General features: G+C 37.5%; 21 protein-coding genes. 6 read left to right on the top strand and 15 right to left on the bottom strand.

Annotation, left to right across the window (positions count from 1 at the left end):
- The first annotated feature begins 268 nt into the window (after nt 1-268).
- Genes ACQKII_RS09790 through dltD form a run of 5 tightly spaced genes read left to right on the top strand, consistent with a single transcriptional unit; the run spans nt 269 to nt 4,484 of the window.
- The gene (locus tag ACQKII_RS09790; protein WP_143996056.1) at nt 269-406 is read left to right on the top strand and encodes a teichoic acid D-Ala incorporation-associated protein DltX; all 138 of its coding nucleotides are present in this window, start codon (nt 269-271) and stop codon (nt 404-406) included.
- A gap of 17 nt (nt 407-423) precedes the next feature.
- Nucleotides 424-1,896 (top strand): D-alanine--poly(phosphoribitol) ligase subunit DltA, encoded by a 1,473-nt coding sequence (gene dltA, locus ACQKII_RS09785; RefSeq protein WP_427458703.1) that lies wholly within the window; start codon nt 424-426, stop codon nt 1,894-1,896.
- The gene (dltB, locus tag ACQKII_RS09780) at nt 1,893-3,056 is read left to right on the top strand and encodes a D-alanyl-lipoteichoic acid biosynthesis protein DltB (protein WP_427458701.1); all 1,164 of its coding nucleotides are present in this window, start codon (nt 1,893-1,895) and stop codon (nt 3,054-3,056) included. Before dltA ends, dltB begins: the two co-directional genes overlap by 4 nt.
- A gap of 22 nt (nt 3,057-3,078) precedes the next feature.
- The gene (gene dltC, locus ACQKII_RS09775; RefSeq protein WP_427458699.1) at nt 3,079-3,312 is read left to right on the top strand and encodes a D-alanine--poly(phosphoribitol) ligase subunit 2; all 234 of its coding nucleotides are present in this window, start codon (nt 3,079-3,081) and stop codon (nt 3,310-3,312) included.
- Nucleotides 3,309-4,484 (top strand): D-alanyl-lipoteichoic acid biosynthesis protein DltD, encoded by a 1,176-nt coding sequence (gene dltD / locus ACQKII_RS09770; protein ID WP_427458697.1) that lies wholly within the window; start codon nt 3,309-3,311, stop codon nt 4,482-4,484. The genes dltC and dltD overlap by 4 nt, the downstream gene beginning before the upstream one ends.
- Before the next feature lie 279 nt (nt 4,485-4,763).
- Here dltD and eno read toward each other — a convergent pair whose 3' ends face one another.
- From eno to ACQKII_RS09710, 12 genes are all read right to left on the bottom strand, one after another.
- On the bottom strand, nt 4,764-6,056 hold the full coding sequence (gene eno, locus ACQKII_RS09765) for a phosphopyruvate hydratase (protein ID WP_427458695.1): 1,293 nt from the start codon (nt 6,054-6,056) through the stop codon (nt 4,764-4,766).
- Nucleotides 6,057-6,058: 2 nt separating this feature from the next.
- Nucleotides 6,059-7,600, bottom strand: a complete 1,542-nt coding sequence (gpmI, locus tag ACQKII_RS09760; RefSeq protein WP_427458693.1) for a 2,3-bisphosphoglycerate-independent phosphoglycerate mutase — start codon at nt 7,598-7,600, stop codon at nt 6,059-6,061.
- On the bottom strand, nt 7,593-8,354 hold the full coding sequence (gene tpiA, locus ACQKII_RS09755) for a triose-phosphate isomerase (RefSeq protein WP_427458691.1): 762 nt from the start codon (nt 8,352-8,354) through the stop codon (nt 7,593-7,595). The genes gpmI and tpiA overlap by 8 nt, the downstream gene beginning before the upstream one ends.
- 69 nt (nt 8,355-8,423) lie before the next feature.
- Complete coding sequence (locus ACQKII_RS09750) at nt 8,424-9,617, bottom strand: phosphoglycerate kinase (protein ID WP_427458689.1); 1,194 nt, start codon at nt 9,615-9,617, stop codon at nt 8,424-8,426.
- Between the two features lie 303 nt (nt 9,618-9,920).
- Nucleotides 9,921-10,937: a type I glyceraldehyde-3-phosphate dehydrogenase gene (gene gap, locus ACQKII_RS09745; protein WP_427458687.1), complete on the bottom strand. Its 1,017-nt coding sequence runs from the start codon at nt 10,935-10,937 to the stop codon at nt 9,921-9,923.
- A gap of 33 nt (nt 10,938-10,970) precedes the next feature.
- A complete protein-coding gene (locus ACQKII_RS09740; protein ID WP_427458685.1) occupies nt 10,971-11,999 on the bottom strand; it encodes a sugar-binding transcriptional regulator in 1,029 nt (342 codons plus the stop codon).
- 388 nt (nt 12,000-12,387) lie between these two features.
- Nucleotides 12,388-12,510, bottom strand: a complete 123-nt coding sequence (locus ACQKII_RS09735; RefSeq protein ID WP_427458683.1) for a hypothetical protein — start codon at nt 12,508-12,510, stop codon at nt 12,388-12,390.
- A 263-nt stretch (nt 12,511-12,773) separates the two neighbouring features.
- A complete protein-coding gene (locus ACQKII_RS09730) occupies nt 12,774-13,382 on the bottom strand; it encodes an FMN-binding negative transcriptional regulator (protein ID WP_427458681.1) in 609 nt (202 codons plus the stop codon).
- A gap of 43 nt (nt 13,383-13,425) precedes the next feature.
- Nucleotides 13,426-13,656 carry a glutaredoxin family protein gene (locus ACQKII_RS09725; RefSeq protein ID WP_427458679.1) on the bottom strand — a complete coding sequence of 77 codons (231 nt, stop codon included), beginning with the start codon at nt 13,654-13,656 and terminating at the stop codon, nt 13,426-13,428.
- Between the two features lie 426 nt (nt 13,657-14,082).
- Nucleotides 14,083-16,353 carry a prolyl oligopeptidase family serine peptidase gene (locus ACQKII_RS09720; RefSeq protein ID WP_427458677.1) on the bottom strand — a complete coding sequence of 757 codons (2,271 nt, stop codon included), beginning with the start codon at nt 16,351-16,353 and terminating at the stop codon, nt 14,083-14,085.
- Between the two features lie 237 nt (nt 16,354-16,590).
- On the bottom strand, nt 16,591-17,358 hold the full coding sequence (locus ACQKII_RS09715; RefSeq protein ID WP_427458675.1) for a TPM domain-containing protein: 768 nt from the start codon (nt 17,356-17,358) through the stop codon (nt 16,591-16,593).
- On the bottom strand, nt 17,358-17,939 hold the full coding sequence (locus ACQKII_RS09710) for a LemA family protein (RefSeq protein ID WP_427458674.1): 582 nt from the start codon (nt 17,937-17,939) through the stop codon (nt 17,358-17,360). Before ACQKII_RS09710 ends, ACQKII_RS09715 begins: the two co-directional genes overlap by 1 nt.
- A gap of 160 nt (nt 17,940-18,099) precedes the next feature.
- Between ACQKII_RS09710 and ACQKII_RS09705 the strand changes: the two genes are divergently transcribed.
- Nucleotides 18,100-18,714 (top strand): spore coat protein, encoded by a 615-nt coding sequence (locus ACQKII_RS09705; RefSeq protein WP_427458672.1) that lies wholly within the window; start codon nt 18,100-18,102, stop codon nt 18,712-18,714.
- A gap of 430 nt (nt 18,715-19,144) precedes the next feature.
- Here the strand turns inward: ACQKII_RS09705 and ACQKII_RS09700 are convergent, their stop codons facing one another.
- The 3 genes from ACQKII_RS09700 to ACQKII_RS09690 form a co-directional block, all read right to left on the bottom strand.
- The gene (locus ACQKII_RS09700) at nt 19,145-19,867 is read right to left on the bottom strand and encodes an amino acid ABC transporter ATP-binding protein (protein ID WP_427458670.1); all 723 of its coding nucleotides are present in this window, start codon (nt 19,865-19,867) and stop codon (nt 19,145-19,147) included.
- Entirely contained in the window at nt 19,864-20,568 is a 705-nt protein-coding gene (locus ACQKII_RS09695) for an amino acid ABC transporter permease (protein ID WP_427458668.1), read from the bottom strand. The genes ACQKII_RS09700 and ACQKII_RS09695 overlap by 4 nt, the downstream gene beginning before the upstream one ends.
- Before the next feature lie 96 nt (nt 20,569-20,664).
- Complete coding sequence (locus ACQKII_RS09690; RefSeq protein ID WP_427458666.1) at nt 20,665-21,459, bottom strand: basic amino acid ABC transporter substrate-binding protein; 795 nt, start codon at nt 21,457-21,459, stop codon at nt 20,665-20,667.
- Nucleotides 21,460-22,837: the final 1,378 nt, after the last annotated feature.

Here is a 22,837-nt window from a genome sequence, read left to right as displayed (position 1 = left end):
TTTCGTATAAAATGTAGCATAATATTTTCCCGAAAAAAACCCCTCATTCTCCTTCCTATCTATCTACTTCCAATGAACCTTAATTTAATCTTAATTTAATCTTATTATTTTATGAATTCGCTATTAATTAGCAACATTTTTCTACACATACCGTCAAAACAGTGTTAAAAAATAAATATACAAAAATAACTTGAAACCATAACAGGTAATCTAGTATATTTACACAAGTTGTTATAACTTACATTTATTAAAAATTGGAGGTGGATAGATGCAATCCATCAAAAAAAATGAGCATCTACGTTTTATCGGTTTGACACTGTTTTATTTCATCATCTTGGTATTGCTGTTTCTAATTCATGGCTTCCATGATATGAACGCTGGTCCATTTATATATACGGAATTTTAGAAAAAGGAGATTTTAATATGTTAAGTGTATTAGCCGCCATTCAAGATGTGGCCCTACAAAATCCTAATCATCCAGCTTACGAAACCAATAACGAGTCAATAACATATGGTGAACTTTGGGATTACTCGGATTGTTTAGCACATCATTTAATGGCTCTAGAAATAAAAAGACAACAACCTATTATTGTTTACGGACATATGTCCCCTTTACAGCTTGTTGCTTTTTTAGGCACTGTTAAATCAGGGCATCCTTATGTACCCGTCGATTCATCTACACCCGCGGAGCGCCTTCAAATCATTATAGAAGCATCTGAAGCTTGCCTGCTACTTACTACAGAGGAATTAAGTACGCCCCTATCAATTCCTGTAGCGGCTGTAAGCGACTTGTTGGCACAAAAAACAAACACGCTAACTCAGCCTACCACTTGGGTAAAAGATCAGGAAATTCATTACATCATTTACACATCAGGCTCTACAGGTAAGCCAAAAGGTGTCCAAATTACTGCACATAATTTAGCTCATTTTGTAGCTTGGATGAATGAGCACTTCCCTTTACAACAATCAGGTGTATTTCTAAATCAAGCGCCTTACTCTTTTGATCTGTCTGTGATGGATTTATATCCTGCATTAGTTGGAGGACACACGCTTTACGCCATTACGCATAATCAAATTTCAAATCCAAAATCATTATTCGATGATTTAGCGGGCTCTGGTATAGGTGTTTGGACTTCTACCCCGTCCTTTGCCAAAATGTGTTTGATGAATAAGGATTGGCATCAGGGATTAATGCCAGCTTTAAATACATTCTTGTTCTGTGGCGAGGTTTTACCTAAAACAGTCGTAAAAGAGTTAATGCTACGCTTCCCGCAAGCATCTATCTTCAATTTATATGGACCGACTGAAACAACAGTTGCAGTCTCATACGTTGAAGTAACAAAAGAACTTCTGCAACGATTTGAACAGTTACCGATTGCTCCTATGTCTGAGCCTAATTTATCTTTACACGAAAATGGTGAGATTATCATATCGGGGCCAACTGTGAGTGCAGGCTATCTTGGAGCACCCGAATTAACATCAAAGGCATTCCCTTCAATAGAGGGCTCTCGTGTTTATAAAACGGGGGATATTGGCTATGAAAAGGATGGTTACTTATTCTTTGCAGGCCGAAAAGATTTTCAGGTGAAATTGCATGGCTATCGATTAGAAATTGAAGAAATTGAAAAACAGGTTGGTGATTTATCGCCTGTTAATGGTTGTGTGGTCGTACCTATTTTAAAAAGTGATGAAATCGTCTCTCTAAGTGCTTATATCGTTCTCCGCGAACCGCTTCAAGAGTCAGCATTCCAGATGACGAAACAGCTTAAATCATTATTATCGGATCGTTTACCATCCTATATGATCCCAAAAAAATTCATATACATTGACACATTACCCTTAAATACAAACGGTAAGGTTGATCGTAAAGGATTGGCGGTTATGGAGAAAGTATGACGCCCTATGGAAATATAGTTTTTTTCATTCTAATTAGCTTTTTGCTAATGCCTACCATTCTGTTAGGATTAAGCGGAAAATCAGCCAAACGCTATAATATTTTTATTTCAATAATCATTTTAGCCATTATTTTTGGTCATTCAATCAATGGTACTGTATCACTTGTACTCTTCACATTATTTCAGTTAGTACTGATCATCACTTACCAAAAGTATCGATTGCAAAAAAACAGCGGTGTTGTCTTTGTCATAGCCGTAGTACTTTCTATTTTCCCACTGGTACTTGTGAAGGTGCTACCAATACTGGGGCTTCATCATTTATTCGGCTTTCTTGGCGTGTCTTACATTACCTTTAAAGCTGTGCAAATGATTTTAGAAACACGTGATGGCCTGATAAAAGACAAAATTTCTATGGTGGAACTTGCATACTTCTTATTGTTCTTTCCAACAGTATCATCTGGTCCAATTGATCGCTGGCGACGCTTTTATAAAGATATGCAAACAATGCCTTCTGCTAATGACTATCAAAAGCTACTGTTAAGTGGCATTAATTATATATTTGTAGGTTTTCTATATAAATTTATTTTAGCTTACCTCATTTATAATTATACGCTTATCTATTTACCCAACCATACGTATAACTATTTGACACCTTTTCAAGGACATATAGCGTATATGTATATGTATAGTTTTTATTTATTTTTCGATTTTGCAGGTTACAGTGCATTTGCTGTTGGTGTCAGCCGCATTATGGGCATTCAAACACCTATTAACTTTAACCGACCATTTACAAGTCGTAATATTAAAGATTTTTGGAATCGCTGGCATATGAGCCTTTCCTTCTGGTTTAGGGATTATGTCTATATGCGCTTTGTACTGTGGATGACGAAAAAAAAATGGATACAAAACAAGTACATCGTTTCATATATCGGCTTCTTTTTATTGTTCTTTTTAATGGGTATTTGGCACGGACTAGAATGGCACTATGTCGTGTACGGACTCTATCATGCCCTGTTAATTATTAGCTTCGATAAATTTGAACGCTGGAACAAAAAACATAAGCGCTGGCCGAAAAATAAATGGACACATGCAATTGGCGTATTTATCACGTTTAATGCGGTTTGTTTTGGTTTCTATATTTTTTCAGGTCAATTATTTTAAACACTAAAGGAGAATTATTAAAATGGAAAAACAACAAATACTAGAAATGCTCGTAGACTTATGTGAGGATGATGTAGTGTTAGAAAACCCTGACATTGATTTATTTGAAGAAGGGCTTCTTGATTCTTTTGGTACTATCAATCTATTAGTAGAAATTGAAAATCGCTTTGATATCTCTGTGCCAATCACAGATTTTGATCGTGAGGAATGGAACACGCCAAATCGTATTGCGGCGAAATTAGCTGAAAGACAATGATAAAAAAGGGTTTCTTATCACTTTTAGTAGCGTTTGTTCTATTTGCTGCCTTTGTTTTCTTCCCTAATTCTTGGATAAAGGCATGGATTTCAGATGCACGAATAGAGCAAGCGAAGACCAGTATGGCCCCCCTGATGTTTCAAGGCATGTATTTACAGGAGCGCATGTTACAAGCGTCTAATTCCATGCCATTATATGGCTCTTCGGAGTTAAATCGTTTTGATCCCTTTCATCCCTATAATTACGTGCGCGCTACGGATGCCCCATATTCCACATTTATGATTGGACGTGGAGGTATGCAATCCATTACACATTTTTTAAATTTTGCTACGCAAGAGAAAAATTTAAAGGATAAAAAAATCGTGTTTATCATTTCGCCACAATGGTTTACGGAAAAAGGGATGAGTGAGCTTCAATTCTCGCCTAACTATTCCATGCTACATGCCTATGATTTAGCATTTAACAAGGAAATTGATGCCACACTTCGAAATGATGCCATGGAGCGTTTACTACAATTCGATACGGTAAAGCGTGATCATCTTTTACAAGCGATGTACCAATATAAAATGTCTGATGGTAAGGAAAAACCAATTGTTGGACGTTTTGCAATGATGGCAGGACGTGTGCAAAAGGCTTTACTAGAAAAAAAGGATTTATATTACTCCCTTTTCTCTAGTAAGTCCCATAATTTAAAAAGTAATGACAAACTGATTACGAATCAAACATTTGAAGAGCAACTACAACATGCAGAGGCATATGGAGAGAAACGTGTATCCAATGAATTAATGATTGAAAATAAGTTTTACAAGCGACTTGAGCATTCTAACCTTAAAAAGTTAGAAGGCTTCCGTAAACATGAAGACTATACAGAATCACCTGAATATAAGGACTTTCAGTTGGTCATCGATGTGTTGAAAGATGCAGGTGCAAAGCCTCTGTTTGTATCTATTCCAGTCAATGGTCGCTGGTATGATTACGGACACTATCCACAAGATCGTCGTCAGGAATATTATAAAAAAATGGAGCAGGTTTTAACAGCGGCTGATGTACCTTATGTCGATTTCACTGACCATGAGTATGATCCATATTTTATTATGGATACGATTCATATTGCGTGGAAGGGCTGGGTATATCTAGATCAGGAACTAGACAAATATTGGCAACAATCTTAAACACAAACAGGGTCAGTCCTAAGTGATTTTTTATCACATAGGACTGACCCTTTCTTGTACAAATGAATGTGCCTCTTTATCTTTAGCGTAATACGGCTTTCACATAATGCGCCATTTGCCCACTGACATCACATAAGAGCTTGTGTATTACTTGTGTAAGACCTTATACGCTAAAAAAATTGCCTCAAAAGCATTGATATACTTTTGAGACAATTTATTTCGTGAATTTGCTCGACAATCGATATTACCGAGCAATTGTGTATTCACCTATACTTAAAGTTATTTTAAATTATAGAAAGAATTTAAACCAAGATACTCTGCTGTTACACCAAGTTGATCTTCGATGCGAAGAAGCTGGTTGTATTTAGCTACACGGTCTGTACGAGATGGAGCACCTGTTTTAATTTGACCAGCATTTGTTGCCACTGCGATATCAGCAATTGTAGCATCTTCAGATTCACCTGAACGGTGAGAGATAACAGCTGTATAACCAGCACGTTTTGCCATTTCAATTGCTTCAAATGTTTCTGTTAATGTACCGATTTGGTTTACCTTAATTAGGATGGCATTCCCTACACCTTGCTCAATACCAGCAGCTAATTTTTTTGTATTTGTTACGAATAGGTCATCACCTACTAATTGTACGCGAGAGCCAATACGATCTGTTAATAACTTATGACCAGCCCAGTCATTTTCGTCTAAGCCGTCTTCGATAGAGATAATTGGATACTTAGCAGTTAACTCATCGTACCAATCAACCATTTCCTCAGAAGTTTTCACAACGCCTTCACCATCTAAGTGGTATTTGCCATCTTCTTTGTTGAATAATTCAGATGAAGCAACATCCATTGCAAGTTTCACTTCTTCACCTGCTTTATAGCCAGCTTTTTCGATTGCTTCAAGAATTACTGTAATGGCTTCCTCGTTTGAACCAAGGTTTGGTGCAAAACCGCCTTCATCACCGACAGCTGTATTGTAGCCTTTGTCTTTTAATACGGCTTTTAAGTTATGGAAAATTTCAGCGCCCATGCGTAGTGCATGACGGAAACTTTCAGCGCCTACAGGCATTACCATGAATTCTTGAATATCTACGTTGTTGTCAGCGTGAGCGCCTCCATTTATGATGTTCATCATTGGAACTGGTAATTGTTTTGAGTTGAACCCACCAAGATATTGATAAAGAGGTACATCTAAATAATCTGCCGCAGCATGTGCAACTGCCATTGAAACGCCTAAAATTGCGTTAGCGCCTAGCTTTCCTTTGTTTTCTGTGCCATCAAGCTCGATTAAAGCTTTGTCGATCACAACTTGGTCAAGAACTGAGAAGTTACCTTCTAATTCTTGTGCAATTATTGTGTTTACATTTTCAACTGCTTTTAATACACCTTTGCCTAGGTAACGTGAGTTGTCACCGTCGCGTAATTCTACTGCTTCGTATTCACCTGTAGATGCACCTGATGGCACGATTGCACGGCCGAAAGCGCCTGATTCCGTAAATACTTCTACTTCTACTGTTGGGTTCCCACGTGAGTCTAATACTTCGCGCGCATAAACTTGTGTAATAAATGGCATAATTAATTCTCCTCTTTTTCAATTAATGATTTACCTGTCATTTCAATAGGTTGTGACACCTCTAATAATTCTAACATGGTTGGCGCCAAATCGGCTAAAATGCCACCATTTCTTAACAATAAATTTGGCTTTGTCACAGTCACTGGAACAGGGTTTGTTGTATGAGCTGTCATCGGCTGTCCTTCTAAAGTCATCACTTCATCAGAATTACCATGGTCAGCTGTAATAATAGCTGCGCCTCCTTTTGCAAGCAGGGCATCTACTACTTTACCTAGACATTCATCTACTGCTTCGATTGCTTTAATTGTTGGTTCTAACATCCCACTATGCCCAACCATATCTGGGTTAGCAAAATTTAATAGAATACCATCGAATTTATCAGCTGCAATCTCTGCAAGTAATGCTTCTGTTACTTCATAAGCACTCATTTCAGGTTTTAGATCATATGTCGCTACTTTCGGAGAAGCAATCAAAATACGTTCTTCGCCAGCGAATTTGTCCTCACGTCCACCACTCATAAAGAATGTAACATGTGGATACTTTTCAGTTTCTGCAATACGAAGCTGCGTTTTGCCATTAGAGGCTAGCACTTCCCCAATCGTATTTTTTAAGTTGTCATTTTCATAAGCAACTTGTGCATTCACTTCATCGCTATAATGAGTGAAAGATACCAATTTTAAATTTTTCGGATGTTTTGTCGATAAAGCGAAGCCATCGAAATCACTATTCGTAAACACTTTAGACAATTGAATCGCTCGGTCAGGACGGAAATTGAAGAAAATAACAGCGTCATTATCACCAATTGTGGCCACCGCTTCTCCATGCTCTTGAACACTAAAAGGTATAACAAATTCATCTGTTACCTCGCGTTCATAGGATTCTGTTACGCCACCTTTTGCACTCTCTGCTGATTGACCAACGCCATCCACTAATACGTTGTAAGTAAGTGCTACACGGTCCCAACGTTTGTCGCGATCCATTGCATAGTAACGTCCATGAATCGAGGCAAATTGACCAATGCCGATTTCAGTCATTTGCTTTTCTGTTTCTTCGATATAGGAGATGGCTGTTGTTGGACCAACATCACGACCATCTAAGAAACCATGAACTAACACATCCTCTAAACCTTGCTCTTTCGCCAATTTCAATAAGGCAAATAGATGCTGATAATGGCTGTGTACCCCACCATCTGATAGCAAGCCCATGAGATGTAGTTTCGAGTGATGTGCTTTGGCATGTGCCACCGCATCTAAAAACGCTTGGTTCGTAAAGAAATCACCTTCACGAATTGATTTATTTAGACGTGTTAAACTTTGGTACACAATACGGCCAGCCCCGATATTTAAGTGTCCAACTTCAGAATTCCCCATTTGACCTTCTGGTAACCCTACTGCTTCACCAGACGCGGTTAATGTTGCATGTGGGAACTGGTTCCAATAACGATCAAAATTTGGTTTTTTTGCTTGGGCCACTGCATTTCCGAATGTTTCATCACGAAATGCAAAGCCATCTAAAATAATTAATGCTACTGGCTTTTTAGGCATTTGCTGCCGCCTCCAATAATTTCAAATATGAATCTGGTTGTAAGCTCGCGCCACCAACTAGAGCACCATCGATATGTTCTTTCGTTAATAATTCTTTAATATTCTCAGGTTTCACACTACCGCCGTATTGAATGCGCACTGCCTCTGCTGTTTCAACGTCATAAAGTTCTTTCACAACTGCACGAATCGCTCCACATACTTGGTTGGCATCGTCCGCTGTTGCTGTTTTGCCTGTACCAATTGCCCAAATAGGTTCATAGGCGATGACCATATGCTCTACTTCTTGTGCAGAAAAACCGGCAAGTGCTGCTGTAATTTGACCAGCTACCTTTTGTTCTGTGATACCTGCCTCTCGTTCCTCAAGCGTTTCACCACAACATATAATTGGAACAATGCTATGCGTAAGAGCTGCTACGACTTTTTTATTGATCGCTTCATCTGTTTCATTATAAAATTCACGTCGTTCAGAGTGTCCTAAAATCACATAGTCTACTTCAACACTGGCAAGTTGCACTGGGCTAATTTCCCCGGTAAATGCACCTTCGTTTTCGTAATGCATCGTTTGTGCACCGATTGCTAGCTCTGATTCACTAGCTACCTGTACAAGTGTTGGCAAAAATAGCGCCGGTGCGCAAATAACAGCATCTACTTTGTCATTTGAAGGAAGTTTGTCCTGTACGGCATCGACAAACTGTATCGCCTCATCAAATGTTTTATACATTTTCCAGTTTCCTGCAATAATTGGTTTACGCATCGTTGGTGTCCCCTATCTTTTATTTTTCCCGCATTAACGGGTATTCAGTTTATGTGAAATCCTCACCGATTAAAATGCCACTTTATCACTTAAGGCAACAATACCAGGAAGTTCTTTACCTTCCATTAATTCAAGTGAAGCACCGCCACCAGTTGAAATATGATCCATGTTGTTTGCTACTTCAAATTTTTCCACAGCCGCAGCAGAATCACCGCCACCGATGACTGTATAGCCATCTGTTGTTGCCATTGCCTGTGCGACAGTTTTTGTACCATTCGCAAATTTGTCCATTTCAAAGACACCCATAGGGCCATTCCAGATGATTAACTTAGAATTTTTGATAACCTCAGCGTAGTTTTCAGCTGTTTTTGGACCTATATCTAGACCCATCCAATCTGATGAAATCGCATTTACATCTACAATCTGCGTATCAGCATCTTTTGAAAATTCGTTTGCTACTACTGCATCAATCGGCATATGTAATTGCACGCCTTTTGCGTTCGCTTTTTCAATGAAAGATTTTGCTAACTCAACTTTATCTTCTTCTAATAGAGACTTACCGATATCATGTCCCTGTGCTTTGATGAAAGTGAATGACAGACCACCACCGATAATTAAGTGATCTACCTTTTCTAATAAGCTTTCTATCACACCAATTTTATCTTTTACTTTGGCACCACCAATAATCGCTGTAAATGGACGTTCTGGATTAGATAATGCTTTACCAAGAACCTCTAATTCCTTTTCCATTAAGAAGCCGGATACAGCTGGTATATGCTTCGCAATTCCTTCTGTTGAAGCGTGTGCACGGTGTGCCGCTCCAAAGGCATCATTCACATAAATGTCCGCCACACTTGCAAATTGTTCTGCTAGTGCAGGATCATTTTTCTCTTCACCTGCGTGGAAGCGAACGTTTTCAAGTAGTATGATATCGCCATTTTGCATGTTCGCAACTGCTGCTTCTACTACTTCACCAATGGACTCATCTAATTTTGCAATTGGCTTGCCCATCAACATAGCTAGGCGAATACCCACTGCAGTTAAACGCATATCTTCCTTTACTTCACCTTTTGGACGACCTAAATGAGACGCTAAAATTACTTTAGCACCTTGCTCTACTAAGTACTCAATTGTTGGAATAGCTGCACGAATACGTGTTTCGTCTGTAATAGCACCTTCAGCCATTGGTACATTAAAATCCACACGTACGAAAACGCGCTTCCCTTTTACATCGATATCTTTCATTGTTTTCTTATTTAACATGAAGAAACCCCCTTCAAAGTTTTTTGGCTCGTGTGTCATGTGCTTCACCCATCTTGGTTCTGCACACTTTCTACTTACCCTTATTTTTGAAAATTAACTTTTACTAAATAGTAGCAAAAGTTACGTAGTATGTCTTATAAATGCTGTATTATTTTTTTATCTAAAAAAGGAGTAAGGGTAAACGTCCCCTACTCCCATTTCCCTTGTATATTATATCTTTTAGATATTATAAAGGCTATACTTTTTATGCGTAAAAAGCGGTATTATGTCACACTTTTTACTTCAAATTGCTAATTATGACACTTATTTATGATTTAAACCTTGTTCTGCAATATATAACGCTAAGTCCATTAAGCGAGTAGAGTAACCAATTTCGTTATCATACCACGCAAGAACCTTAACCATACTATTTTCTAATACCATCGTAGAAAGACCGTCAACAGTTGAAGAATTATGGTTACCATTATAGTCAATTGATACGAGTGGTAACTCATTATAGCCTAAAATATTTTTCAGCTCATTTTCAGAAGCTTCTTTTAAAGCAGCGTTGATAGCATCTTTTGTAACTTCTGCTTTTAATTCTACTACTAAATCCACACACGAAACATTCGGTGTAGGTACACGCATAGAGAAGCCATCTAATTTACCTTTTAACTGTGGTAATACTTTAGAAACTGCTACAGCTGCTCCGGTAGTTGTTGGAATCATTGATACAGCTCCTGCACGTGCTCGACGAGGATCAGAGTGCGGGAAGTCTAAAATACGTTGGTCATTTGTGTATGAGTGAATTGTTGTCATCATACCACGCTCAATACCAAACTTTTCATCCAATATTTTGGCTACAGGTGCGAGACAGTTTGTTGTACAAGAAGCATTAGAAATGACATCATCTGTTTTTGGATTGTAATCCTGGTGGTTTACACCCATTACAAATGTTGGCATGTCACCTTTCGCTGGTGCTGAAAGGATCGCTTTTTTTGCACCTGCTTCAATATGCTTACCTACTTCTTCCATTGAGCGGAATTTACCTGTACACTCAAGCACCACATCAACACCAAGTTCGCCCCAAGGCAATTGGACAGGATCCTTCTCAGCAAATACTTTAACTTTTTTACCATTTACTACGAAAGAATCGCCTTCTGCATGCACTTCAGCATCATAGACACCGTGTACAGAATCATATGTTAATAAATGCGCGAGCTGACCAGCATCTGTTAAATCATTTACTGCAACTACTTCAAATTCTTCATGCTTCATTGCTTCACGAAATACTAAACGACCAATACGTCCAAATCCATTAATTGCTAATTTTAATACCATTGTTAATTCCTCCAATAATGTTTGTATTTATGTTTACAGATAACGTTCAGCAATTGCTTTTGCTGCCGCTTCATCCGTTATAAAAATAGTCTGCTTCGGCGCTACCTTAAAATAAGAAAGCATCGCGTTCACTTTTTGTTTACCTGCAGCAACCGCAATTATGCGCTGACATTTCTCTACTTGTTCCAGCTGAATACCAATCGTGCGAATTCGATGCACAATTTCTCCTTCAGCATTAAAGTAATAGCCAAACGCTTCACTGACAGCTCCTTTTTCCTCGAGAATTCGTAAATCCTCCGGCGACGAATTACGGCGAATAGCCATTTCCTCCGCAGAGCCGATACCATGGATCACACAGTCAGCCTGATCATAATAAGCCATCATTTCAATAACCATTGGCTCTTTAAGCATCGCTTGATATGCTTGCTCACTTAAATGTTCCGGTAAAAACAAAGTTCGATGCTGGGCATTCATCTGCATCGCAAATGTTGCGACAAGTGTATTGGCTTGCATTTGCATTTCATGCCCAATCCCCCCACGTGCTGCAACAAATGTTATGTCCTGCTGGGCATCTATTGGTTGTAAAAATTGCGCAAGCGAAGCCACCGATTTGCCACCTGTGACAGCGACAACACGTTCACCAATAATGGTTGATAGGAATTGCTGAGCGGCCTCCTTACCAAGCAATGTTAATACCGTTTCATCGTCCTTATAATCACCTGGTACAACGATCACATGTTGCAATCCAAATCGTTTTTCGAGCGATTTAGCAAGCTGCGTAAGACCAGACCATTCGTAAACTAATGCGCGTAGCTGTTCAATAACTGCTATGCCATCACTCGTACATACCATACCCGACTTTTGAGTATCTAATAACCCTTGCTCACGTAAAATATCCGTTTCTTTTCGTATTTCACGCTCTGTCACTTTCAGTGATTCTGCAAGTGTACGTCGTCCAATGGGTTGCATTAGCTGAATCGATTGCAAGATGCGATATCTTGATTGAAGAAGCGGATACATTTCCGGAAGTAGTCTTTGTTGTGCCTCAGGTATGGTTAACATACGCATCTACTACCTTTCAATTATAATGGGACTGTTTTTATCCCACTATATAAAATTGTGTCCCACTTGTGATTTTATTATAATATGGATTTTAAAAAAGGGCAAGTAAATAATGGTATACCATTATTTATTGCCTTAGCAGAAAGGTGCAAATTATAATACAGCGTTTTTTATGGTTCTAACATTTTAAGAGCTGTAAATCATTATTAAGCTGTACGATATTGCTTATTCCTATGCATCAATCTGTTTTTTGCTCGTTCTCATCCTTCCACTTGAGATGGGCGTCTTGTACCTGACGCTTCGCTTTCGGAACAGATAAATTACTGACCGTTCATGCGGGAAAAAAAATCCCGTAACCTTCAAGTACGGTTACGAGATTCTGGTTTTATTAATTTGTAAAAGATAATACAGCGTTTTTCTTAAATCCTGCTAAAGCTTTTGTAGCCTCATTTTTGTTAGTGTATTCAAAAATACGAATATCCTTTTTCTCAAATACTGTAATAACCCACATTGTAAAATCTCCCTTCAAATTGTTTTTGTAATATAACAAACACTATAATGTGATATTTTCATATAAACTGTCTTATAACAACTTCTTGCTGATTCCTATTCTACTCCGATTTTTTAAAAAATAAAGCTTTATGTGAAGGTCTTCACAAACTGTTCATATTCAAAACGCTTTCATTGAACAAATTGTGAAAACTGCTATTTTGTGAGCATAAATAATAAAACACTCAGTTAAAAGATTGCTCCTCTAAACTGAGTGTTTATCGTTTACTTAATATTTTTCTTCATTAAATGGGCGATTTGTTGCTCGTTTGATTGCTCTATTTCTTCTAGCTGCTTAATGACTAATTGTTGGCGTTCCATTGAATGATTTTGACTTAATTTCTTTTTCCCTTCCATATGTGAAATCTTTACTTTAAAACCTTGAACCCCATTATTTAGATTTGTTATAAGTTTTGAGTTCACTTCAGCCAAGCGATACGGGCTATCGTTCCCTTCGTATTTTGCAATCATCTTGTTAAAGGACTTGACTAATTCCTCTTCATTTTCCATAAGCTCAATTTCTCCGTAAACATGTACCGCTACATAGTTCCATGTAGGGACAGCTTGATTTGTTTCATACCATGACGGAGATATGTAGCAATGAGGACCTTGGAAGACCGCTAAAACATCTTGCTGCTCGATGTTCTTCCATTGCGGATTGCCTTTTGCAAAATGGCCAATCAAACAATCCTGCGTTTCATTGAACAATAAAGGAAGATGAGTCGCATATGGCATGCCTTCATAAGTAGAAAACAATGTAGCAAAACTGTTCGTTTGTATCACCTCGATCATCTCAGCTCTATCTTTTATTTTAAATGCCGCTGGTATATACATGAGCAGAGCCCCTTCCTTATTATCATTTAGTATAAAATTTGAGTTATAAAAGCCCTTCAGTGAGGGTTGCATAATCTAAATTGCCATATTGTATTATATGGCCATCCTTTTCTACTACAGGAATCATCAGCATATATTTTTCATGGATCATTTCGTCCGTTTCGATGTCGATAATTTCTATATTAAATGCTATATCTTCTTGTACAAGCTTCAAAGTACGTAAGCCTTCTACACATAGTTCACAATTAGATCGACTAAAAAATTTCACGTTCATTCACTCCCCACCTCCTAAGGCTATTATAAAGTGAAACTTCAATCAGTGGGGGTTTTCTTCATCCCCACATTAAATAGAGGAACACAAGCTAAAACCTTCACATCCTGTGAAAAAGCTTGTGTGACCAACATCCTGTTGCTGCCGCTTCGCTTTCGCACATAAAACATCCTGTCGCTGCCGCTGCGCTTTCGCACATAAAACATTTGTTGCCCCGAACCAATCGGGCTTTTACGGTCAGTTGATCGCCCACTTAGCTAACTCGTTTTCATCCTTCCACTTGAGGTGGGCGGCTTGTACCTGACGCTTCGCTTTCGGAACAGATAAATTACTGACCGTTCATGCGGGATAAAACGCCATCATCTATTCTGTACTTGCTACCAAAAAAGACTGTGCAAGAAAATTACTTCCCGCACAGTCTAGCTATTGTTATTTTAAATGACTATCTAAGAATTTAACCATTGCATTATAGAATTCAATGCGATTTTCTTCGTTGTGGAAACCATGTCCTTCATTTTCCTTCAACATGTACTCCACATCGACGCCTCTTTCACGTAACGCTTTAACGATTTGATCAGACTCTGCCTGATTTACACGTGGGTCATTAGCCCCTTGAGCTACAAATAAAGGTGTTTTAATTTTATCAACGTGGAACACTGGTGAAGCTTCTGTTAATAACTCTTTATCTTTTTCAGGATGCCCAACTCGCTCATAGAACATGTTACGCATTGTTTCCCAATATGGTGGAATTGTATCTAACAATGTGAAGATATTTGATACACCTACATAGTCAACTGCGGCTGCATATAAATCAGGTGTCTTCGTAATACCTGCTAATGTTGCATAACCACCGAATGATGCACCGTATATACCGACACGCTCAGGATCTGCTATACCTTGATCAATAGCCCATTGTACGCCATCTGTAATATCGTCTTGAATTTTCAGACCCCATTGCTTATTACCAGCATCTAGGAATTCTTTACCATAACCTGTAGAAGAGCGGAAATTCACTTGTAGTACCGCGTAGCCACGGTTTGCAAGTAACTGAACTTCTGGGTTAAAGCCCCATACATCACGTGCCCATGGACCTCCATGTGGATTCACGATAAGTGGTAGGTTTTTAGCATCTTTGTTTTTCGGTAATGTTAAATAACCGTTAATAGTTAGTCCATCTCGGCTTTTATATGAAATAGGGTGCATTTCTGCTAACTCTTCTGGGTTTAACCACAGGCTCAAAGTTGCCAGCTCTGTTAATTCATCTGTTGTTGAATCGTAGTAATAATATTTACCGTACACAGTGTCACTTGACACACTGACAATGAATTTTGTCATTTCTTTATTGTAATCGTTGATGCCTAATTCGCTTTCTTCAACATTTAATTTAGTTTGTATCTTACGGAATAGTTCCTCAAAGCTTTTATCGAAGAATTGATAATGCGGTTTATCTGTTAAATAAGCGCCATATAGTAATTTATCCTGCTCAGCACTATACAATACCCCCGCTACATCTACCTCTGCGTTAGACATAATGACTTCTTCCTTGCCTTCTAAATCATATTTTACGAATTCTACTTTGTCTCTTCCTTTATTAGTAGTTGCGTAAATATGCTTATTATCTTTAGAGAATGCAAGTGGTGTTACTTCATCTCCTGCTGCCATTTCAATAAATGGTTTGAATTCATCTTTTTCTGTCTCACGATATAAAACAGTACCCTCTACACCATCTGAAGCAACAGCAATTCGAATATTGCCATCGCGATCAGCTAGCCAGCTCGCAATATTACCTGGGTTTTTAGCAACATGTTTTGTCTCGCCAGTTTTTACATTTAGTTTGTACACATCAAACACTTTTGCATCTTCTTTGTTCATCATAATTAGAATTTCATCTTTAACGCCTTGTAAATCACTTAATAATCCAACTGTTACATTTGGATATGGTGTTAAATCCTTTTCTTCATTGCCATTAAATGATGTTGAATAAATGTGGAAGTTTTCATCGCCACCTTTATCCTTTAAATATAGTAAATTATTATCTTTCCAGAAGGATCCAGCAATATCACGATCCGTTGCGCTAGATACACGTACTGGCTCGCTATCATCATTCATTTTTTTCACGAAAACATTTGAACGATTTTCCCATGCAGCGGAATAAGTAATATAATTACCGTCTGGTGAAAGTGAATAGCCAAAGCTTCCTGGATTTTTCATGAAATCTTCTACGGAAATTTCTTTCACGCCTTCATTACTAACACCGTTTTTCACATTTTTAGCATTGTTTAAAATTTTGACTGCATCTTGTTTAGAAATCGATTCACTATTTGAAAGACCGTTAAATAAACCAAGCTTATTGGCTTTTTCTTGATACTCAGCAAGTGTAGCTTCTTTTTCCTCTTTATTTAAAGCTCTTACTAAAATACGTGCTGCTTCATCACGTTTAATATGAAGACTTAAATCTTTTAATTCTTCGCCTTTTACCCACTTATCAATGGTTTGCTGACGCATTGTCTCTGAACCATGTTGGAATGTTAGAGCTGTTACCGTTAAACCTAGAAAATCCTTAGCAGATAGACTTTCCTCTTTTACTTCTACTTGACTACTAGTTTCATTGGCAGCGCGTACTTCCTGCATCGAAACAGGATAGACAGCAGATGCTGTTAAAATGACCGCTAATGAAGCTGTTAAAAATCTTTTTTTCAAAATAACTCCTCCTTATATCAGTTCGCGTTATATCGTTTATCGATATATTAAAATTATAACAATTTCAGCATTTTTGTCAATAAATGATAATAATTAAAGAAAATTTCCTTTTTAACCAATTTAAAAAGTGACCTGCCTTTAGACAAGTCACTTTTAAATAATGATGAAAAAACAGGTAGTTGGATCTACTATTAGAATTAAATTAATGGCATCTCAACGTAAATGATGCTAGCTCATTTAAAATTTCCTACTTGCTCCGCCACCTGCGGATGAGCCACCTCCAAAACCACCAAAGCCACCGCCGCCGCGTGAACCACCACTACCAAAACCTCCACCGAATCCACCTGGATAACCTCCACGTCCTCTTGAACGCGGGCCACCACCGCCACCATTAGATGAAAACGTAATGACAATGAGCACAATAATAATAAGTAATATCAAGACCCATGTGGGCATCGATTCATCCGCTTCCTGTTGGTCTGGCTTATCGCCCTCCCAATTATATTCTTCTGCCACGCTTTGAAATACTTCTGCGTAGGTTGCTTGAAAGGCTTTACCGATTTCTCCAGCACTTGCATATGGATAAAAAGCCGAATCCAAAATTCGTCCTAATTTACCGTCTGGTAAAGCACCTTCTAGGCCTTGCCCCACACCAATAACAACATCATTATTTCCTTCTCCTTGACCAAATGTGGCTAATATAAGGACACCGTTATTTTTAACTTCATCACCAATGCCCCATTCTCTAATCATCTTTGTTGCGTACATTTTAGCCTCTTGCCCATTTAAGGAATCTAATGTCACGACCATTATTTCCGCTCCTGTGTCATTGTCTAACTGCTCAGAATAATGGTTCAGCTCATCTTCTACTGGAGTTGAAAGTACATTCGCAAAATCATGGATGTACGTATTGTTCATTGGTTTTGGCATCGCTGCTTGTGTGATGTCTACGTTCACTGTAAAGGCAAAAAAAACGATTGCAAGTAACAATGTACAACGTGTCATTATTGTTTACCTGATTCACTAAAATCTACTGATGGAGCAATTTCAGCTCCCGCAGCTGCTTTAAAATATTCCTTTTGTTCAAAGCCAAACATACCCGCAATTAAATTTCCTGGGAATCGCTTAACAATTTTATTAAACCCTTGCACTTCATTATTGTAATCTTCACGTGCTACTGCTAAACGATTTTCTGTTCCGGCTAATTCGTCCATTAGTTGACGGAAATTTGCATCTGCTTTTAAATTCGGATAATTTTCCACAACTACTAACAATCGGCTCAACGCTCCATTTAACGCATCATTTGCTGCTGCCTGTTCTTCTGGCGTGTTAGCGCTACCCATCTGTGCACGTGCAAGAGTAATACTTGCAATGACTTCTTGTTCATGGTTGGCATAACCTTTTACTGATTCCACTAAATTCGGGATTAAATCATAGCGACGCTGTAACTGATTTTCGACCTGCGCCCATTTCGAATCAACATTTTCTTCTGCTGTCACAAGGCTATTGTATTTTGGTATAAATAATAACGCTACTACAACAAGCACTATAATAATAATTCCCACGGGTCCAAGGTATTTTTTCATTTGTATACCCTCCTCTACTTTCTTATCTTTACCACTAATGTGTTGCTAAAAAAACATCACTATTCTCTATATATGCAAAAGTATTTATTTCGTATGAAATATATCTAAATAGACATACTAAATACTGCAAAACAAAATATGACTTAGAGGAGGAATTTTTTTGTCACAATCATTTTATAATGAGTCATCTGACCCAACATCATTCAACCAACAACAAAGCCTAAATCATGGTGGACACGAAGTAATGGACATGCATGAAACAATTGGTGAAATCATTGCAGGACTAAATCAATGCATTATTCTACGTCCACAGGTTCAAGATCCTGAACTATTAAGCATTTTGGATCGCCAATATAATTTCACCCTAGGTATGTACAACACGATTGTTGAATCCTTTAAAACAGGACATGATCCATCTGTTCCTACGGGGCGCTATCAAATGGAGACCGGAAATGATTTTAAATATGGCTTAACACCTTCACAACCGAAGAAACCCATGCAAAATGCGAATGAAATTAATGATGAAACAATTTCTGGCTTTTTACTTGGCGCACAAAAAGGTGCAGCAAAGTGTATGACTGCTGCAGCAACGGAAACAACAAACCCTGTTGTGCGACGTGTTGTTGCTGATAGTATTCCCAACTGCATTGAGATGGCATACGAATTATCCATTTACCAAAATAAGCATGGCTACTATCAAGTGCCTCAATACTCACAACAAGATATGCGTGCTATGCTTGATTCCTTTGCTACTACCACAAATCCCCTTCATTAAATACAAAAAAGTGCAGTCCCAAAAGGTGATGAAAAATCACTAGGGACTGCCTTCTTTGCATGAATGAAACAACCGTAACGTGTACAATTAAAATTTATAGAAACACTTTTCGATTTTATTATCCTATTTTTTAGATTTATCGCCCACCTTTTTGAAATTATCGATATCTTCCTTACAAAGCACAAAAAAACGAACGATAATGTTCGTTTCAGATTGAAGACAAAAGGTTTCGGGAATGCTAGGCATTCCCGAAACCTTTTGATTTTTTCTGTGATTTTCATTCAGCATGTTCGTTTGTAAGGTCAGTGTCACTTCCGAGCACTGCTTACACTGCTTACTTCTATTTTAAAAGAAAAAAGACTGTAGACAAACTCGAAATTTTTTGAGTTTGTCTACATTCTGAACGAACGATAATCATTCTTTTTTATTATTAAAGAACTTTTCCCAAAAAGGCTTTTGTACGTTCATTCTGTGGATTACCGAAAAGCTCTTCGGGTGTCCCTTCCTCTACAATATAACCACCGTCCATGAACACAACTCGATCACCCACTTCACGTGCAAAGCCCATCTCATGTGTCACGACAATCATTGTCATTCCTTCAGCAGCTAGATTTTTCATAACATCTAACACTTCTTTTACCATCTCTGGGTCAAGAGCTGAAGTTGGTTCATCAAATAGAATTGCTTTTGGCTTCATTGCTAATGCACGAGCAATCGCAACACGTTGCTGTTGGCCACCTGAAAGTTGTTCAGGATAATTGTATGCCTTGCTATCTAGACCCACTTTTTTCAAAAGCTCATGTCCCAGTGCCTCAGCTTCTGGACGCTTTAAATTGCGAATTTGCATGGGCGCCATTGTCACATTATCTAGCACTGTCATATGAGGGAACAGATTGAATTGTTGAAATACCATCCCAACTTCTGCTCGAATTGCATTAATATCCGTTTTTGGATCGTTAATTTTTACATTCTCTACATATATTGCACCGTCTGTCACTTGCTCTAGCATATTGATGCAACGTAAAAAGGTACTTTTCCCCGAACCTGATGGCCCAATTACACATACAACCTGCTTCTCCTGTATTTCATAATCAATGCCCTTGAGTACCTCTAGCTTACCAAAATATTTGTGTAAGTTTTCAATTTTAATCATCTTGCTTCCCGCCCTTCTACTTTACGAGGGACATAGCTATTACTGAAACGCTTCTCTATATAGGCTACAACCTTTGTTACACCATACGTTAAGATTAAATATAACAATGCGGCTACAATATAGGGCTCCCAGAAACGGAAGCTTGCACCTGCCACTACTTTACTAGCATATAAAATATCCGGTGCCGCAATAACTGTTACTAAAGATGAGTCTTTTAATAATGCAATGAATTCGTTGCCAAGTGGCGGTATCATACGTCTGAAAGCTTGTGGCAAAATCACTTTACGCATTGCTTGATTATGAGTTAGACCAAGTGAACGTGCCGCCTCCATTTGCCCCTTATCAATACTTTGAATACCTGCACGGAATATTTCTGCATTGTAAGCTGCACAGTTTAAAACCAGTGCGGTAATACCTGAAACCATATATCCTAATGAATGCCCAAAAATCGTTGGAATCACCGCTAAGTGAATTAACAAGATTTGCACAAGCATCGGTGTCCCACGGAATAAATCTACATAAAGTTTACTTGGCCAGTAAATCCATTTTTTCGTTGATAATTTCCCTAACCCTAACAGTAAACCTAAAATGATACCTCCAAAATAACCACTGAGCGTTAAAATGATTGTTACACCAATACCACGTACAAACATATCACGGTAGTTCCAGACTATGTCCCAGCGTAAGTCAAAGATGTCCATCCGAACCCCTACTTTCCCTTTCAAATTCCCCTAATGAATTACCTTAAAAAATCAAACGAGCCGCTAGCATGATTAGGCTAGCGGCATCATACTGCATTACTTAAATTCTGAACCAGTAATTTCTTTTAACTTACCGTTGTCTTTAATTTTTTGTAAACCTTCATTCAGTATTTTTAGTAATTCTTCATTACCTTTTTTCACCATGAAGCCATAGTATTCTTTTTCAAATGCATTATCTTTAATTACTTTTAGTTTCGCTTTTGGATTTGCCTCCATGTATTCATATATAACCGCATTATCACCAATTGTTGCATCTACGTTCCCATTTAACATTTCTTGAATGGCAACAGGTTGATTTTCAAATGCCATGATGTTGGTACTTGCATCACCTTGTAATTTTTTCGCAGCCATATGACCAGTTGCATTAATTTGTACTGAAATCTTTTTATCTTTTAAATCAGCTAATGACTTAATTTTCGAATCTTCTTTTACCACGATTAATAATTGAGATTCATAATACGGCTCTGTAAAGTCAAATGATTCTTTACGTTCTTCATTAATCGTAATACCTGATGCACCGATATCCGTTTCACCATTTTTAATTGTTTGGAATACTGGTTCCCAACCGATATTTTGCCAATCTACTTCAAAGTCCATTTCATCAGCAATTGCTTGCAGTACATCTACGTCAATCCCAACAATGTTTCCTTTATCGTCTACTGATTCAAATGGTGCAAAGGTAGCTTCTGTACCTACCTTATATACTTTCTTACCTGAATCATCACTAGACGCACCATCACTTGACGATGTATTATCTTTTGCGCCACAGCCCGCTAGTACTAGCGTAAATGCTGCCACGACCATTAGTAACGTCCATATACGTTTTTTCATAGTTGTTCCCCCTAATAGTATTAAATAATATTCCGAACACTTCATTTTTCTCAATTCTGAAATGTTAGACTATTAGGTCAATTATATTAATAATAGACTCTATATACAATACATTAATGCATAAAAGTAATAATAATTTCATAATAATAAATTTAATATTCCTCTTTTAGAAAAATAATGCACAAAGTAGTGATTTAACAACATTAAATGAATACCCATACATTATCGAGATACTATTTATCCAAAAATAAGATAATTTTGGACACAAAAAAAGAATCCCCCTCAGAAAAGGATTCTTCTTTTGGACTAGCGTGCTAGCCTCACGTTCAGTTATGTTCACTAAAAAAATAATTTGGAGTTGTTGCTTTTTTGAAGGTTTGAAAGGAATAAATACGGGAATAATGCCAAATAGGCGATAGTCCCATTATTTCCCTCTCGTTCTCCGCTAAGCAGGCTGCTAAGCTACTTATTAGAGAGTCGAGCTATAAAAATCATGATATAAGTGCGTTACATCAAGGTTTTATAATACAATTGTGTAGTATAGAAAAATCAGTGATTATTTATTGCACTTAATAACACCTCTAATACTTTACTAATAATCTTTAGCTTTAGCAATAGGAAAATGCATTTTGTTTTTAAAACTTAAAGTGGGTTTTATAGAAATATAATATTTACACTTTTAATAAATAGAAGAAAGCCACTCATTATTTATCGAACGATACAAAAACAAACATTCCCTAGCACCCTCCTTATATCCATTTTTTTCATAAAGTACCAATCTTCACTGCATTCTGAATTGCATTAAATTTGTAACGTAACGAAAACAATCTCTTGATAAAGATAAAAATCAAAGGCAATAAAAATTTTTCACTAAGTAAAAGATAGATTTTTATTGCCTTTCAGATTGTTTACGTATTATTGATACTGCGTTTCCCCCCCAGAATTCATTAAAAAGGGGGCTTGGTTAAAGTATTATTAAGATCCTGCTAATATTCCTGTATTCATTATTGCGTTCTCTGAAGCCCAACTAAGACTTTGTGAAGATCTAATAGATTGTTTAGCATTATTTGAGTTGTAGTATTTAACATCAACTTGGTGTTGGATTTATAGTTAAAGAATGTAAAAATATAATATTTACAAATAGGAGGTGTAACATGAATTTGTTGAAATTAAACATGAAGCAGTCTATTTTCACAAGTATTATTATGATAGCTTCGGTAATACTAGCTTTAATAATATTGCCCTGGAAGGAATATGAATATTTAGATGTAGTATTGTATACTTGCATTATTTCAGTTTTAGCAGCATTCATTGGTGGAATTATATCCAAAATCTTTTTTAAATAGTCAAAATTATTTATGAATTACACTACGCACAC

This window comes from Lysinibacillus sp. NPDC048646 (assembly GCF_050272295.1).
Lineage (GTDB): Bacteria > Bacillota > Bacilli > Bacillales_A > Planococcaceae > Lysinibacillus.
Note: the sequence above shows the minus strand (reverse complement) of the source record. Positions and strands in the feature narration are given on the sequence as shown.

Bases quoted from the DNA above. Each gene is read 5' to 3' on its own strand.
- ACQKII_RS09790 (WP_143996056.1), top strand. From the start codon at position 269: ATGCAATCCATCAAAAAAAATGAGCATCTACGTTTTATCGGTTTGACA.
- dltA (WP_427458703.1), top strand. From the start codon at position 424: ATGTTAAGTGTATTAGCCGCCATTCAAGATGTGGCCCTACAAAATCCT.
- dltB (WP_427458701.1), top strand. From the start codon at position 1,893: ATGACGCCCTATGGAAATATAGTTTTTTTCATTCTAATTAGCTTTTTG.
- dltC (WP_427458699.1), top strand. From the start codon at position 3,079: ATGGAAAAACAACAAATACTAGAAATGCTCGTAGACTTATGTGAGGAT.
- dltD (WP_427458697.1), top strand. From the start codon at position 3,309: ATGATAAAAAAGGGTTTCTTATCACTTTTAGTAGCGTTTGTTCTATTT.
- eno (WP_427458695.1), bottom strand. From the start codon at position 6,056: ATGCCATTTATTACACAAGTTTATGCGCGCGAAGTATTAGACTCACGT.
- gpmI (WP_427458693.1), bottom strand. From the start codon at position 7,600: ATGCCTAAAAAGCCAGTAGCATTAATTATTTTAGATGGCTTTGCATTT.
- tpiA (WP_427458691.1), bottom strand. From the start codon at position 8,354: ATGCGTAAACCAATTATTGCAGGAAACTGGAAAATGTATAAAACATTT.
- ACQKII_RS09750 (WP_427458689.1), bottom strand. From the start codon at position 9,617: ATGTTAAATAAGAAAACAATGAAAGATATCGATGTAAAAGGGAAGCGC.
- gap (WP_427458687.1), bottom strand. From the start codon at position 10,937: ATGGTATTAAAATTAGCAATTAATGGATTTGGACGTATTGGTCGTTTA.
- ACQKII_RS09740 (WP_427458685.1), bottom strand. From the start codon at position 11,999: ATGTTAACCATACCTGAGGCACAACAAAGACTACTTCCGGAAATGTAT.
- ACQKII_RS09735 (WP_427458683.1), bottom strand. From the start codon at position 12,510: ATGTGGGTTATTACAGTATTTGAGAAAAAGGATATTCGTATTTTTGAA.
- ACQKII_RS09730 (WP_427458681.1), bottom strand. From the start codon at position 13,382: ATGTATATACCAGCGGCATTTAAAATAAAAGATAGAGCTGAGATGATC.
- ACQKII_RS09725 (WP_427458679.1), bottom strand. From the start codon at position 13,656: ATGAACGTGAAATTTTTTAGTCGATCTAATTGTGAACTATGTGTAGAA.
- ACQKII_RS09715 (WP_427458675.1), bottom strand. From the start codon at position 17,358: ATGACACGTTGTACATTGTTACTTGCAATCGTTTTTTTTGCCTTTACA.
- ACQKII_RS09710 (WP_427458674.1), bottom strand. From the start codon at position 17,939: ATGAAAAAATACCTTGGACCCGTGGGAATTATTATTATAGTGCTTGTT.
- ACQKII_RS09700 (WP_427458670.1), bottom strand. From the start codon at position 19,867: ATGATTAAAATTGAAAACTTACACAAATATTTTGGTAAGCTAGAGGTA.
- ACQKII_RS09695 (WP_427458668.1), bottom strand. From the start codon at position 20,568: ATGGACATCTTTGACTTACGCTGGGACATAGTCTGGAACTACCGTGAT.
- ACQKII_RS09690 (WP_427458666.1), bottom strand. From the start codon at position 21,459: ATGAAAAAACGTATATGGACGTTACTAATGGTCGTGGCAGCATTTACG.